At 39.4% G+C, this 14455-nt stretch carries 13 protein-coding genes; 5 read left to right on the top strand and 8 right to left on the bottom strand.

The annotated features are described in order from the left end of the window. Nucleotides 1-429: 429 nt before the first annotated feature. On the top strand, nucleotides 430-1170 hold the full coding sequence (locus BLQ05_RS00065) for a hypothetical protein (RefSeq protein ID WP_035653728.1): 741 nt from the start codon (nucleotides 430-432) through the stop codon (nucleotides 1168-1170). A 417-nt stretch (nucleotides 1171-1587) separates the two neighbouring features. Beyond that, nucleotides 1588-2850, top strand: coding sequence for a hypothetical protein (locus tag BLQ05_RS00060; RefSeq protein ID WP_023575112.1), 1263 nt, complete (start codon nucleotides 1588-1590; stop codon nucleotides 2848-2850). A 61-nt stretch (nucleotides 2851-2911) separates the two neighbouring features. Here BLQ05_RS00060 and cphA read toward each other — a convergent pair whose 3' ends face one another. Next, on the bottom strand, nucleotides 2912-5536 hold the full coding sequence (gene cphA / locus BLQ05_RS00055; RefSeq protein ID WP_023575111.1) for a cyanophycin synthetase: 2625 nt from the start codon (nucleotides 5534-5536) through the stop codon (nucleotides 2912-2914). 338 nt (nucleotides 5537-5874) lie between these two features. Here cphA and BLQ05_RS00050 point away from each other — a divergent pair, with 338 nt between their 5' ends. From BLQ05_RS00050 to BLQ05_RS00040, 3 genes are read left to right on the top strand one after another with little or no spacing between them, the layout of a single operon-like run. Beyond that, nucleotides 5875-6747, top strand: a complete 873-nt coding sequence (locus BLQ05_RS00050; protein WP_035653762.1) for a cyanophycinase — start codon at nucleotides 5875-5877, stop codon at nucleotides 6745-6747. A 1-nt stretch (nucleotide 6748) separates the two neighbouring features. After that, nucleotides 6749-7591: an isoaspartyl peptidase/L-asparaginase gene (locus BLQ05_RS00045; RefSeq protein WP_023575109.1), complete on the top strand. Its 843-nt coding sequence runs from the start codon at nucleotides 6749-6751 to the stop codon at nucleotides 7589-7591. 15 nt (nucleotides 7592-7606) lie between these two features. Beyond that, nucleotides 7607-8518, top strand: coding sequence for a glutaminase (locus tag BLQ05_RS00040; RefSeq protein ID WP_023575108.1), 912 nt, complete (start codon nucleotides 7607-7609; stop codon nucleotides 8516-8518). Here the strand turns inward: BLQ05_RS00040 and rlmF are convergent, their stop codons facing one another. From rlmF to BLQ05_RS00005, 7 genes are all read right to left on the bottom strand, one after another. After that, nucleotides 8519-9433: a 23S rRNA (adenine(1618)-N(6))-methyltransferase RlmF gene (gene rlmF / locus BLQ05_RS00035; RefSeq protein WP_023575107.1), complete on the bottom strand. Its 915-nt coding sequence runs from the start codon at nucleotides 9431-9433 to the stop codon at nucleotides 8519-8521. It lies immediately after the preceding gene. Between the two features lie 135 nt (nucleotides 9434-9568). Continuing rightward, complete coding sequence (locus tag BLQ05_RS00030) at nucleotides 9569-10141, bottom strand: hypothetical protein (RefSeq protein WP_023575106.1); 573 nt, start codon at nucleotides 10139-10141, stop codon at nucleotides 9569-9571. Between the two features lie 100 nt (nucleotides 10142-10241). Further along, complete coding sequence (gene rplT, locus BLQ05_RS00025) at nucleotides 10242-10586, bottom strand: 50S ribosomal protein L20 (protein WP_023575105.1); 345 nt, start codon at nucleotides 10584-10586, stop codon at nucleotides 10242-10244. 182 nt (nucleotides 10587-10768) lie between these two features. Continuing rightward, nucleotides 10769-10966 (bottom strand): 50S ribosomal protein L35, encoded by a 198-nt coding sequence (gene rpmI / locus BLQ05_RS00020; RefSeq protein WP_035653725.1) that lies wholly within the window; start codon nucleotides 10964-10966, stop codon nucleotides 10769-10771. Between the two features lie 80 nt (nucleotides 10967-11046). Next, complete coding sequence (infC, locus tag BLQ05_RS00015; protein WP_035653723.1) at nucleotides 11047-11595, bottom strand: translation initiation factor IF-3; 549 nt, start codon at nucleotides 11593-11595, stop codon at nucleotides 11047-11049. A 29-nt stretch (nucleotides 11596-11624) separates the two neighbouring features. Further along, nucleotides 11625-13565 (bottom strand): threonine--tRNA ligase, encoded by a 1941-nt coding sequence (gene thrS / locus BLQ05_RS00010; protein WP_023575103.1) that lies wholly within the window; start codon nucleotides 13563-13565, stop codon nucleotides 11625-11627. A gap of 100 nt (nucleotides 13566-13665) precedes the next feature. Next, on the bottom strand, nucleotides 13666-14307 hold the full coding sequence (locus tag BLQ05_RS00005; protein WP_023575102.1) for a hypothetical protein: 642 nt from the start codon (nucleotides 14305-14307) through the stop codon (nucleotides 13666-13668). Between the last annotated feature and the right edge of the window lie 148 nt (nucleotides 14308-14455).

Here is a 14455-nt window from a genome sequence, read left to right as displayed (position 1 = left end):
TAAAATACACAATTGGCATTAGGAATAAACGGTTGAGTTCCCTTTTACAAATGATTTAAGACTAATGAGAAAGTTGCTCGAAAAGGAACAGATTGAGCTGTTGTAACCTCATTTAGTAAATTTGATTCCGTCATGATGTATAATTTAAGGTTAATAAAATACCACTTTGGTTCTCGATTTGAATGTTTTAAGTTTAAAAACCGTTTTTATCATTTTTATAAGTGTAAATGCCATTTTTTTAAATTGAAGTTTTAGTGTTAAGAGGTGATTATTGTGTAATGGTTTGTTTTTTTAAGGAGATACATTTCTGATTTATTATTTTTAAATCAAATAATTAGTATTTTTTTTGTTAAATTTTAAAAATATGATACTTTTGCTATAAGAAAATTTAGGTAACATTAAAAACTAAAAACCCTTTATATTTATATTATGAAACAAAAAATTTTTACAATTTTAATGGCGCTGGTCCTGATTTCTTGTCAGAAGGAAGAAGGTGGTGATAAAAATGCTGCTGCAAATTTAACGTCTTTTAAAAATGAGTGGTTAAATTCCAAATTGGATTCCGTTATAAGTAAATCCGATAAGAATACAGTTTGTTACCTGTTTGCAAAGGAAGAATTGGTTCAGTTGTTGGAAAATGAGCAATTGAACAAGTTTCGATTTGTTTTAGGGTTTACTGAAAGTAGATTGGATTTAAGAACTGTCGGAGTTAATGGTGACGGAATGCAACTTGGAATGATTAATTCGACAATTATTGAGGATGAAAATTTCGACAGTCAAATTAATAGTTTGTCATCGTCAGCAATACAATTTAGGAGTGACGATGAAATTATCAGTAAACATATCTTAAATCCGGAAACTGCCTATGCTTATATTAATAAGTGGAATATAATATTGGCCGGAAATGGAGATTTAAACGATGTTATTTCCTATGACAATATGAGGATCAATCATTTCAGTATTGAAAGAGAAGTAATGGATAACCTGAGTCATTTGCCTAATTTTAAATATTTAGGTGTTGTTTTAGGTGTTAATCCTGAAGGAAAACTAACTACTGTAATGTTGGGGTTAAATGAAAACAGAAGTATTATTTTTTCTGCCAATGAAGGTGTTAATTCGCCATCTATTTTTGATCATACAGTTCCATGCCCAAAAAATTGTTATGATTGATTTTAAACTTTGTAAAATTGTTATTAGTGATATTCAGACTTAGGTTGTTTAATTTATTACTTAATATGATATTGTTTTCAAAAAGCTTTTCCAAAAAGGAAAAGCTTTTTGATTTCTGACTGTTATTTATTTGATTACCAATTTTTTGGATTCAAATTGAAGTACGTTTTATGTGGTATTGACTTTCAATAATTTATTCCTGTCTCATTTTATTTTATACTTAAATTTGCTTTGTTGCGCTTTTTATTTGAATCTCTGAATGAGTATCTATCAAGGGAAAGCACTTTGACTGGTTATTGGTTTTTTGGTTAGGCGTATTTGGAATTCAATATACTCTGGATACCGAGGCTTTTTACCTGTTTTTTTATCATTATCTTCACATTAAAATCACTTATCTTTGAGAATAAATTTTTCGGAATGCAACTCAAAAAGACACTATATATCGTTCTGTTTCTGATATCGCTATCGGCAAAAGCTTCGTTTGTATTATTACCAATGGATCCCGAAACACAGCAAAATCACTTAAAAGCATACGGAATCACGTATTGGGCTTTGGACAAACAATACAAAGTAAGTTGGTTGCTGAATTATCGTGGCGGTTCCTTTTTATTGCCCGATGCTCCCGAAATCCGTAAGGAATGTCAGATTCGCGGGGTGAGTTTCGAAGTGCTATCCGATGGTGCCGCTAACGGAATTTTGGACGAAATCAGTTCGCCTTCACAAAACATGGAAACGGTAGTGTTGGAAAAAGCCCCCAAGATAGCAGTCTATACTCCGAAAGGAAAACAGCCTTGGGATGACGCGGTGACCTTGGTATTAACCTACGCGGAGATTCCGTTTACGCCGATTTACGATGAGGAAGTTTTGAACGATGCCCTATTGTTATACGATTGGCTGCATTTACACCATGAGGATTTTACCGGACAATACGGAAAATTCTTTGGCGCTTACAGAAATGCCCCTTGGTATATCGAACAGAAAAAAGAAGCGGAAGCTTTAGCTGCAAAATTAGGATACAGTAAAGTGTCTGAGGAAAAGTTGGCAGTAGCGACTAAAATCCGAAACTTTGTTATAGGAGGCGGCTTCATGTTTGCCATGTGTTCCGCAACCGACAGTTTCGATATTGCACTTTCGGCAGAAGGGGTGGATATTTGTGAACCGATGTTTGACGGCGATGAAAGCGATGCGAATTACCAAACCAAAATAGATTACAACAATACTTTTGCATTTAAGGATTATATTCTGGAACGCAATCCGATGGCGTATGAGTTTTCCAATATTGATGTAACCAATACAAGAAGAGTTTTACCGGATGTGGATTATTTTACCCTGATGGAATATTCGGCAAAATGGGATCCGATTCCGACCATGTTATGCCAGAATCATACACAATTGATAAAAGGTTTTATGGGACAGACTACGGCTTTCAATGCGGAGTTAATTAAATCAAACATTTTGGTAATGGGCGAAAACAAGCAAAACGGAGAAGCACGTTACATTCACGGTACCAAAGGAAAAGGAATGTTCACTTATTACGGCGGTCACGATCCCGAAGATTATCAGCATAAAGTGGGCGATGCGCCAACCGTTTTGGATCTGCACCCAAATTCACCGGGCTACCGATTGATCTTAAACAACGTCTTGTTCCCGGCAGCCAGAAAGAAAAAACTGAAAACATAATACAATAAAAAAGACGAAAGTGAATTTGCTTTCGTCTTTTTTTAGTTTTAATTCTGAGATTTTAAATCAGATTTTCTTCATTTTCCTTGTCCAGATATTCCTGAACTATGTCAATCGCATTGGTGATAACGTCACTTAAAGCGGTAATGAAACTGCCTTCTTCCGCGCTGTTGATAGCATGTTTGATGGCTTCGACTTCTTTGGTTATGATTTCGTGCGTCACGTTTCTGCCCGATGCCGCAATACCTTCCAGAATCAAACCAATGATTTCCTCTTCGGTTCTGCCTCTCAGATGTTTTTCCTGACGAATGATAATATGATCGAACATTCGGGCGGCAATCGTGGCGCATTCCCGGATGTCTTCATCACGTCGGTCACCCACACCGGCAATAATTCCGATTTTTTTGGTGGCTTCCACACTGCTCAAATATTCTTCCACACCTTTATATCCGGATGGATTGTGCGCAAAATCAATCAATACCTTGAATTTTTTGAATTCAAAAATGTTCATACGCCCCGGAGTTTGCGCGGCACTCGGAATGAATGTCTGCAACGACAAACTGATGTCTTCTGTTTTGAAACCCCAAAGGTAACTCGCTAAGGTAGCTGCCAAAACGTTTGCAATCATGAATTTCGCTTTTCCACCCAAGGTTAAAGGAACGTGTGTGGCTCTTTCGATGCGGATTTTCCATTCTCCTTTTTTGATGGTGATGAAACCGTTTTCGTAAACCGCCACAATTTTTCCTTCTTTCGCAAATTGCTGAATCGTCGGATTGTCTTCTGTCATGCTGAAATAGGCAATGTTGCAGTTGACTTCTTTTGCGATTTTCAGACAGTATTCGTCTTCGGCATTAAGGATAACCCAACCGTCTTTTTTCACACTTCGGGCCACCGTACTTTTTACACGCGCTAAATCATCCAGCGTGTCAATATCGTTTAAGCCCAAATGGTCCTCCTGAATGTTGGTCACCACCGCGATATCACAACGACTGAAACCCAAGCCAGCGCGAAGAATTCCGCCACGAGCTGTTTCCAGAACCGCAAATTCCACAGTTGGATCTTTTAAAATGTATTCTGCAGAAATGGGTCCGGTCGTGTCGCCTTTTTCCATCATGTGGTTCTGAACATAAATCCCGTCTGAGGTTGTGAAACCAACTTTGAATCCGTTATTTTTTACGATATGTGCTAAAAGTCGGGTCGTGGTGGTTTTTCCGTTGGTTCCTGTAACCGCGATTATAGGAATACGGCTTGGTTTTCCCGGAGGATACAACATATCGATTACCGGCGCTGCAACGTTTCTTGGTAAACCTTCAGAAGGAGCCAAGTGCATACGGAAACCGGGAGCCGCATTCACTTCCAGAATACAACCGCCGTTTTCTTTTAAGGGTTGTGTCAGGTTTTCGGCCATGATATCGACTCCGCAAACATCCAATCCGATGACGCGTGAAATTCGTTCGCAAAGGAAAATATTTTCGGGGTGCATCATGTCGGTAACATCTATTGAAGTCCCGCCGGTGCTAAGGTTTGCCGTCGATTTTAAATAAACAATTTCGTCTTCTTTCGGAACCGTTTCCAAAGTGTAACCTAATTTATCCAGTAAATCCGTGGTATCTCTGTCGACATCGATTTGCGTTAATACATTTTCATGTCCGTATCCACGACGCGGATCTTTATTCGTTTCGTCAATTAGTTGTTGGATGGTTTGTTTGCCATCACCTTTCACATGTGCGGGTTCGCGTTTTGCGGCAGCCACCAGTTTATTGTCGATTACCAGTACTCGAAAATCATAACCGGTAATGAATTTTTCCACGATGACTCTTCGGCTGTATTTTTGGGCGTAGGCCAATCCGGCGACAGCATCCTCATAATTGGTTACATTAATAGAAGCCCCTTTTCCGTGGTTACCGTCCAATGGTTTTAAAACGATAGGATACCCGATTTTTTTGATGGTGCTTTGCAAATCGTCTTCATCCACACAAATACTGCCACTGGCCACTGGGATGGACGCTAAGTCCAGCATTCGTTTGGTTTCTTCTTTGTTACAGGCAATATCAACGGCGATGTTACTCGTTTTACAGGTAATGGTCGCCTGAAAACGCATCTGATTTACTCCGTACCCTAACTGTACTAAGGAATTGGTGCCTAAGCGAATCCACGGAATATCGCGGGCAACGGCTTCATCCACAATACTTCCGGTGGAAGGACCAAGACGAACGCGCTCTCGGATTTCACGCATTTTCTGGATATCGGCATCGACATCATAAGGTGTTCCGGCGATTAAAGCTTCGGCTATGGCTACGGCACTTTCGGCCGCAAAAAGACCTACGTTTTCTTCCGTATAGCTGAAAACCACGTTGTAGGTTCCGGGGGTTTTGGTCTCACGGGTTCTTCCGAAACCGGTTTCCATGCCGGCCAAAGTTTGTATCTCCAAGGCAATGTGTTCGATAACGTGTCCCATCCAGGTGCCGCGTTCAATGCGGGAAAAGAAGCCGCCACGGGTGCCTTCGGAACAGCGGTGTTCTATCATCGTAGGAAACATGGCTTCGATACGTTCACGGAATCCTTCTATTTTATTGGTGGGGAATTGTTCCATTTCTTCAAGGTCCAATCGCATTTGGATTAATTTCTTTCGTTGTACACTCCAAATGTTTGGGCCGCGTAAGGCTTGGATTTTTAATATTTTCATTTTATTCTTTGAAAAGGTTCTACTGATTTTGTTAAAAATAGCAATATTTATTTTATAGCCGCAATTTTTTTAAGAGAAATAATAAAAGCCTTTTAAATTGTAGTGTTTCTATTATTTTTTGTGCTGATTTTCAAATTTTTACTGAACTTTCAAAAAGGTATGGCCTTCCTCTTTAGCCCCGATTGTAGAGGAAATCCTGACTTTGTGAGCTTGTGTACAAGCTCGCAATGACAGATTGGAACGGAAAGCGGGAACAGGGTGACCAAATAATCACTGTCCCTTCGCTTCAAAAACAGAAAATAACTTGGTTTTTTTTATCTTTTTGCTACTTTTACGACATGAAAATACACGGAAAATTAGTTATTATAGGAGGAGCTGTTGATAAAGGGAGTTTTACAGAAAACAGTTTTGATGCAAAAGTGGAAAATAATCTGAATTTTTTTGAGAAAGGGATTTTAAAACGCATCATAACCGAATCAAAACATAAAGAGAATTCAAGAATTGAAATTATTACGACGGCGTCTAAGATTCCGCGTGAAGTGGGACCGGAATATGCCAGAGCGTTCGAATACCTGAATGCTAAAAATGTAGACGTATTGTATCTTGAAAAGCGCGAGCAGGCGATGGAACAGGAAGTTTTAGACCGTTTGCGTGCTGCGGATATTGTTATGTTTACCGGTGGCGATCAGTTGCGATTGACGTCTATTTTAGGAGGAACACCATTTCATGATATTTTACTCGACAAATACCGTAACGAAGATTTTATTTATGCGGGAACCTCGGCAGGTGCAGCGGCCGCTTCCAATAACATGATTTATCAGGGAAGCAGTCACGAAGCGTTGCTGAAGGGTGAGGTGAAAATCACTTCCGGTTTAGGACTGATTGATGATGTGGTTATCGATACCCACTTTGTTCAGCGCGGGCGCATCGGACGTTTGTTTCAGGCAGTTGTGGGGAATCCGAAAGTATTGGGAATCGGACTGGGTGAAGATACCGGTTTGCTGATCACGAACAATACGAACATGGAAGCAATTGGCTCCGGATTGGTGATTATCGTTGACGGAAGAGAAATAAAAGATACCAATTTAACTCAGGTGGAAATAGGGCAACCGATTTCTATCAGCCATTTGGTAACCCACGTGATGAGTCAGTTTGATAAATTTGATTTGCACACCCATAAAATGAGCATTCACGATTCGCAATACGTTTAAGATGAAGGTAATTATTCACGGTGGATTTTTTTCGGAATCATCAACCAATAATGAAACGAAAATAGCCAAACAGCAGGCATTGTTGCGCATTGTAAAAGATTCGTATGATTATCTGAAAACACATTCGGCTTTGGAAACGGTGGTTTTTGCCGTTTCGCAGTTGGAAGACGACGAATTGTTCAATGCCGGAATCGGATCGCAGATTCAGAGTGACGGAAAAATAAGAATGAGTGCGTCTTTAATGGATGGTGAAACACAGAAGATGAGTGGTGTTATCAATATTGAAGAAACCAAAAACCCGATTCAGGTGGCTCAGGTTTTGATGCAAGTGGATGACCGAATTTTAGGCGGAAGCGGCGCCACGAATTTCGCAAGAAAGCACGGTTTCAAACCGTTTTCAACTGAAATTCCGCAACGAAGAGCCGAGTATGAAGCGAAAGTAAAATCCCTTGGCACTGGAACCGTAGGTTGTGTGGCTTTGGATACCAACGGAAAAATAGCGGTAGCCACTTCCACCGGAGGAAAAGGATTTGAGATTCCGGGGCGTATTTCGGATTCGGCTACCGTGGCCGGAAATTATGCTAATGCATTTTGCGGGGTGAGTTTAACCGGCGTAGGCGAAGATATTGTGAGTAATGCCACCGCCGCCAAAATTGTAACCCGCGTTACCGATGGTTTTTCCTTACAGGAAGCTTTTGCGAAAACGTTCAGCGAATTGCAACCGTATGATGGTTTTGCCGGAGCGATTGCGATTGATAAGGACGGAAATATGTTCCATCAGGATTCGCATCCAAGTATGGTTTTTGCCAGTTTTGATGGTGAAAACGAAGAAGTTTTCAATTAGAATAAAATTTTCAAGATGAATTACAACGCTATTTTACAGGAAATCCATCAGGAGACCAAAGCACTTCCGGTTATCGGAAATGTGGCTTCGACGATTCCGGAATTAGCGAATGTTGATTCCAATAAATTCGGAATGCACCTTACGACAATTGACGGACAGGATTTCGGGATTGGTGACAGTAACGAAAAATTTTCCATACAATCGGTTTCCAAAGCCCTGACAGTTACCTTGGCTTTTTCTTTTTTAGGGGAAAAAGTCTGGGAACGGGTAGGTGTGGAGCCTTCAGGAAATCCTTTTAATTCGTTGGTGCAGTTGGAATACGAAAAAGGGATTCCGCGCAATCCGTTTATTAATGCCGGCGCATTGGTGATTGCCGACATGCTGGTAACCCATTTAGAACATCCCAAAGAAGATTTTTTAGATTTTATCCGAACGATTTCAGGTTGTGATACCATTACCTATAACCTGAAAGTGGCACAATCGGAAAAAGATACCGGATTCCGGAATGCGGCTTTGGCTAATTTTTTAAAGTCGTTCGGCAATATTGAGAATGATGTGGAGGTTGTTTTGGATTTTTATTTCCACCAATGCTCATTGGAAATGACCTGTAAGGAACTGGCACATTCCTTTTTCTTTTTTGCCAATGAAGGAAAAACCAAAAGCGGCCAACAGATTTTAACCCGAAGTCAAGTAAAGCGACTCAACGCTTTAATGCAAACTTGCGGGTTTTATGATGAATCGGGCGAGTTTACGTATAAGGTGGGATTGCCCGGAAAAAGTGGTATCGGTGGTGGTATCGGTGCTTTGTTTCCGCAGCATTTTTCGGTGGCTACGTGGAGTCCGCGTTTGAACGAAAAAGGAAATTCCGAAATGGGAATGTATGCGTTGGAACAACTGACCACCAAAACCGGAATGTCGATTTTTTAATTAAAAACGCCAAACCAGAATCCGACTTACTTTATTGCCTTGTTCCATTTCAATCGTTTTTACCTCTTTGGCATTTACCTTTTTTAAGATGGTATAGAACGGTTTCAGATTCTCCTTTTTGGAAACCAAGGAAGAAAACCATTTGCATTGTGTTTTGAAATGCACACTTTCGTAAATCATATTGGTGATAAAAGCCAATTCGCCGCCTTCGTACCAGAGTTCGTTATTTTGTCCGCTGAAGTTCAGAATTGGTTTTCTTTCCACCGCTTTTCCTAAATTTTTCAGTTTTCGATTGGTTCCTTTTGTGGCTTCTTCTTTGGAGTTGTGAAACGGCGGATTGCAAATGGTAAAATCAAATTGCTCTTCGGGTTGGATGATGCCTTTGAAAATTTGGCGTTTGCTTTGTTGAAGACGAACAGTAATCGCTCCGTTCAGTTCCGGATTTTTACTGATGATGGTTTCTGCAGTATGTTTTGCGGGTTTGTCCACTTCGGTTCCTACGAATTCCCAACCGTATTCCTGATGTCCGATGATGGGATAAATACAATTCGCACCGACACCTATATCGAGAATACGAACATTTTTTCCTGTTGGGATTTCACCATTATTGTTTTCGGCCAGTATATCGGCGATGTAGTGAATATAATCCGCACGTCCGGGAATGGGTGGACAGAGGTTGGTTTTGGGTAATTCCCAATAACTGATGTTGTAGAACTGTTTCAGTAAGGCTTTGTTCAAAGCACGAACAGCATCCGGATTGGCAAAATCGATACTTTCGTTTCCGAATTTGTTTGGACCTACGAATGGTTTCAACTCGGGTAAAGTCTCGATTAATGTTTTGAAATCGTAATTGCCGTTGTGTTTGTTTCGCGGATGCAGGCTCTTTTGAGGCGTATCGTTTTTTATATTTTTCATGGAGTTGGAATTGATTTAATGACAGTTTGGAAAGGATACTTGAAAGACTTGGAAACTCGGGATTGTAAAAAGGACTTTCAAAATGTTTTCCGAACAATTCACTGTCAAGAAATATTGTATTAGTGCAAAAAAAGATTAGCTTTTTTCACGTCGGAATGCTTTATTTAATTGGATAAAAGCATCTAAAAGAAGTGTTGCCTGTTCGAAATTTTGTGTTTTAAGTATCAGTTTTGTCTTCTCCCAATTGCCCCTGTTATCTTTGACAGTCCAAAAATTGACAAAAGCAAGGTTGTCCTTTCTATAAGATATTTGATCAAATCGTGTTACCACGGCAATATTGTAGCGAGCATTGGCGCCGGACTTCGATGATAATTTAAGTTTGTTCTCTTCAAAGGTTGCGGATAATTTATCCCGTGAGTCGGTGCTGTAGGCGTAGGCATTAATCAGTGTTATCAAATTGTTTTTTGCCTCTTCAAGTGTTAGTACCGGATGGTCAATTTTTGTAGATGTACCATTCTCGTAAAGGATTTCATCCACTTCACTCTTTGCAATGTAATATATTGTTGCTGAATTTACATCCGTTTTATAGGCGATGGTTTGGTCAACAGCAAGCACTTTTACGTTTAAGTTGGCTTTGTATGTTGTTTTTATGATGTCTTGCGCCTGAACGATTCCGGTGAAGAACAATAAGGTAATCAGGTGTTTCATTTTTTATGAAATATATAAAGTTTTTTTGAAATAAAAAACCCACTCTTGCGAATGGGTTTTGTAGTAAGTAAGATAAATATGTGTTTAACAAACGTTTTTCTTATTTCACTTTATTCACGATAGCTGTGAAAGCTGCAGGGTGGTTCATTGCTAAATCGGCAAGAACTTTACGGTTCAATTCGATATTGTTAGCTTTTATTTTACCCATGAATTGAGAATAACTCATTCCGTGTAGACGTGCACCAGCGTTGATACGCATGATCCATAAGGCACGGAAGTTTCTCTTTTTTTGCTTTCTTCCACGGTAAGCATATTGCATTGCTTTTTCTACCGCGTTTTTCGCTACTGTCCAAACGTTTTTACGTCTTCCAAAGAAACCTTTGGCTTGTTTTAATACTCTTTTTCTTCTTGCTCTTTTAGCAACTGAATTTACCGATCTTGGCATAATTTTAAATTGTTTTTTGCAGTAAGGCGACTTTTCAGTACTTCTAATTTCTAAATTCTAATTTCTGAATTTAAAAAGGCCCACTCCAGGGTTATTAAATTGTTTTAACCGACAACGATTAAGGAATAATTGACAATTGAAAATTGTCGATTAATGATTAATTGGTAATTAAAAATTACCGATTAGATAAGTCTTAATTGTTGTTTGATACTCTTCTCATCTGTTGGGTGAACCAAAGTTGAGTGAGTTAAAGCTAATTTACGCTTTTTAGATTTTTTAGTCAAAATGTGACTTTTAAAAGCGTGCTTTCTTTTGATTTTTCCAGAACCAGTAACTTTAAAACGTTTCTTGGCACTAGATTTAGTTTTCATTTTAGGCATTTTCTTCCTAGGTATTAGATTTATCTTACTTACTATTTTTGAAGCTTTCTGCTGTTAGCTAATAGCTGTCAGCTTTGCGCTTATTTTTTCTTCTTCGGAGCGATAAACATAATCATACGTTTACCTTCCAATACCGGCATCGCTTCCACTTTACCGTAATCTTCCAAATCCTGTGCTAAACGAAGCAACAAGATTTGTCCTTGTTCTTTATAAATAATCGAACGTCCTTTAAAGAATACGAAAGCTTTTAATTTGGAACCTTCCTTCAGGAATTTTTCCGCATTTTTCTTTTTGAATTCATAATCGTGCTCATCGGTTTGAGGTCCGAAACGAATTTCTTTAATGGTAATCTGTGTCGATTTCGCTTTTAGCTCTTTTTCACGTCTTTTTTGCTCGTACAGGAACTTTTTATAGTCCATGATCTTACAAACCGGTGGTTCTGCATTTGGCGAAATTTCAACCAAATCCAATTCCAATTGATCGGCTAACCGTAAAGCATCCGCAGTTTTAAAAACTCCCGGCTCTACATTGTCGCCCACAAGACGTACTTCAGGTACACGAATAAGATTGTTTATTCTGTGTGCATCTTTTTTTTCTACTCGAGGCTGGTAACCTCTGTTGTTTCTTATTGCTATGGCTTTAAAATTTTAAGTTAAACTTAGAATTGTTTTAATGTTTTATTGATTTCTTCTTTCACTAAAGAAGCGAATTGCTCAACTGACATCGTTTCGTTGGACTTTCCGGCATCACCGTGACGGCGAACCGAAATCGTTCCGTTCTTTTCTTCTTCCTCACCAACAATCAGCATAAATGGGAGTTTTTGTACTTCAGCCTCCCTGATTTTTTTACCAATCGTCTCGTTTCGGTTGTCAATTAGGGCGCGAATTTCGTGAATTTCCAGCAATTCTGAAACTTTTTTGGCATAATTTTCATATTTCTCGCTCAAAGACAGGATAATAGCCTGCTCCGGCATCAGCCAAAGTGGGAAGTTTCCGCCTGTATGTTCCAGTAAGATAGCGATAAAGCGCTCCATCGAACCGAAAGGCGCACGGTGAATCATTACCGGACGGTGTAATTCGTTATCAGAACCTTTGTACGACAATTCAAAACGCTCCGGTAAGTTGTAATCTACCTGAATCGTTCCCAACTGCCAACTTCTACCCAAAGCGTCTTTTACCATGAAATCCAGTTTCGGACCGTAAAATGCGGCTTCTCCGGCTTCGATTACATAGTTCAGACCTTTGTCTTTTGCCGCGCTGATAATCGCTTGCTCTGCTTTCTCCCAGTTTTCAACCGATCCGATGTATTTGTCAGGATTGTTCAAATCACGTACAGAAACCTGAGCCGTGAAGTTTTCAAATCCTAACGAACCGAATACGTATAATACCAGGTCGATTACATTTTTAAATTCTGCATCCAATTGATCCGGTGTACAGAAAATGTGTGCATCATCCTGAGTAAATCCTCTTACACGTGTTAAACCGTGTAGTTCACCTGATTGCTCATAACGGTAAACAGTTCCGAATTCCGCATAACGCTTCGGTAAGTCTTTATAACTCCAAGGTCTTGCATTGTAAATCTCACAGTGGTGAGGGCAGTTCATCGGTTTTAATAAAAACTCTTCGCCTTCTGCCGGCGTTTTAATCGGTTGGAAACTGTCTGCTCCGTATTTTGCGTAGTGACCGGAAGTCACGTATAATTCTTTTTGTCCGATGTGTGGTGTAACCACTTGCTCGTAACCGGCTTTCTTTTGTGCTTTTTTTAGAAACTGCTCCAAACGATCACGTAAAGCAGCGCCTTTTGGTAACCATAATGGTAAACCTTGTCCGACTTTTTGTGAGAAATGGAACAAATCCAATTCCTTGCCCAGTTTTCGGTGGTCGCGTCGTTTTGCTTCTTCCAGTAATTCAAGGTAATCCGTTAAGTCTTTTTGTTTCGGGAACGAGATTCCGTACACACGGGTTAGCTGTTTGTTATTTTCGTCACCTCTCCAATACGCTCCGGCTACCGATAAGATTTTCATCGCTTTAATGATTCCGGTATTCGGAATGTGGCCACCGCGGCATAAATCGGTAAAAGTGGCATGGTCACAGAAAGTAATCGTTCCGTCTTCCAGGTTCTGGATGAGTTCCGTTTTGTATTCGTTACCTTTATATAGTTCCAAGGCTTCCGCTTTGGTAGCCGAACGCATTTTGAATTCGTGTTTCTCTCTGGCGATTTCTAATACGCGGTCTTCTATGGCTTTGAAATCGGCATCGGTGATTTTTTTATCTCCGAAATCAACGTCATAATAAAATCCGTTATCAATCGCCGGACCAATAGTCAGTTTAATTCCCGGATACATTTCCTCCAGGGCTTGCGCCATCACGTGCGAAGTCGAGTGCCAGAACGCTTTTTTGCCATCTGCATCGTTCCAGGTATATAATATAAGAGCGCCGTCCGTGGTTAACGTGGTGGTCGTTTCAATGGTTGTCCCATTAAAAGATGCCGAAATAACATTTCTGGCCAAACCCTCACTGATGCTTTTCGCAACATCCATAGGAGTCACACCTTGTGCAAACTCCTTAACCGAACCGTCCGGTAAAGTAATCTTTATCATATTTATAAATTATAAGATGCAAATATATAACATTTGAAAAACTGTTTAGCAAAGAAACAGCAGAGAAAGTTAACTCTTTTGTGCTTTTGTGTTGAAGTATTTACAAGTTGGCTTTTTTCGAATCTTTAATAAGCTTCCAGTTTTTGTAAATAAATGCCTGATATAGGATGTAAAAAAGAGAATTGAAAATCCAGATATCGATATAAGGATCTTCAATGAAAACCGTTTCCGTATTTCCGCTTAAGAAGATAAACAAGCTATTGGTAAGGTATAAAAGAAGACCTGTGTTGAAATAATAAAATGACTCCGACTGACGTAACGTTTTTATTAGGTACAGTATGGAATATAATGATAAGGCAGCTGATGTCAGTGAGACTTCAATTATGTTGAACCTGTAGTAAAGACTTGGATCTTCAATATAACTATATAGGACTGCGCCGGAAATTGCGAAAAGATTGAAAAGTATGATTTTTCTAAAAATTTTGTTTTCGAGTAATTGGTAGAAAACTACGCTAAGGATGATAAATTGCGAATTGAAATAATAATGAGAAAGAAATAAATTGTTACCGGGATTTGTCCATCCTATAATATGACAAAACAATTCGACTACAAATAATAGGGTGAGATAAACAGTAATTAGCTGTTCCTTTTTGTTTTTCTCTTTTAGTCCCAATGCAAAAAGCAGGACATTGCGTAATAATAAAAACAAGCCAATGAGGCTGATGGCGAATCCTAATAGCATTTCCAATTGGTTTTACTGCAATTTACTGTTTTTTTATAGAAAACAAGTGTTAAGAGCGAAAGTTCCGGGCTTTTTTTCGGACCATATTCCCGCTTTCCGTTACAATCCGTCCTTGCGAGCTTGCGCTGCAATCTCCCAAAGCCGGGAT

This window comes from Flavobacterium saliperosum, from assembly GCF_900100625.1.
In the GTDB taxonomy this organism is placed as follows: domain Bacteria; phylum Bacteroidota; class Bacteroidia; order Flavobacteriales; family Flavobacteriaceae; genus Flavobacterium; species Flavobacterium saliperosum.
Note: the sequence above shows the minus strand (reverse complement) of the source record. Positions and strands in the feature narration are given on the sequence as shown.

Coding starts and splice junctions, on each gene's coding strand:
- BLQ05_RS00065 (WP_035653728.1), top strand. CDS start 430: ATGAAACAAAAAATTTTTACAATTTTAATGGCGCTGGTCCTGATTTCT.
- BLQ05_RS00060 (WP_023575112.1), top strand. CDS start 1,588: ATGCAACTCAAAAAGACACTATATATCGTTCTGTTTCTGATATCGCTA.
- cphA (WP_023575111.1), bottom strand. CDS start 5,536: ATGAAAATATTAAAAATCCAAGCCTTACGCGGCCCAAACATTTGGAGT.
- BLQ05_RS00050 (WP_035653762.1), top strand. CDS start 5,875: ATGAAAATACACGGAAAATTAGTTATTATAGGAGGAGCTGTTGATAAA.
- BLQ05_RS00045 (WP_023575109.1), top strand. CDS start 6,749: ATGAAGGTAATTATTCACGGTGGATTTTTTTCGGAATCATCAACCAAT.
- BLQ05_RS00040 (WP_023575108.1), top strand. CDS start 7,607: ATGAATTACAACGCTATTTTACAGGAAATCCATCAGGAGACCAAAGCA.
- rlmF (WP_023575107.1), bottom strand. CDS start 9,433: ATGAAAAATATAAAAAACGATACGCCTCAAAAGAGCCTGCATCCGCGA.
- BLQ05_RS00030 (WP_023575106.1), bottom strand. CDS start 10,141: ATGAAACACCTGATTACCTTATTGTTCTTCACCGGAATCGTTCAGGCG.
- rplT (WP_023575105.1), bottom strand. CDS start 10,586: ATGCCAAGATCGGTAAATTCAGTTGCTAAAAGAGCAAGAAGAAAAAGA.
- rpmI (WP_035653725.1), bottom strand. CDS start 10,966: ATGCCTAAAATGAAAACTAAATCTAGTGCCAAGAAACGTTTTAAAGTT.
- thrS (WP_023575103.1), bottom strand. CDS start 13,565: ATGATAAAGATTACTTTACCGGACGGTTCGGTTAAGGAGTTTGCACAA.
- BLQ05_RS00005 (WP_023575102.1), bottom strand. CDS start 14,307: ATGCTATTAGGATTCGCCATCAGCCTCATTGGCTTGTTTTTATTATTA.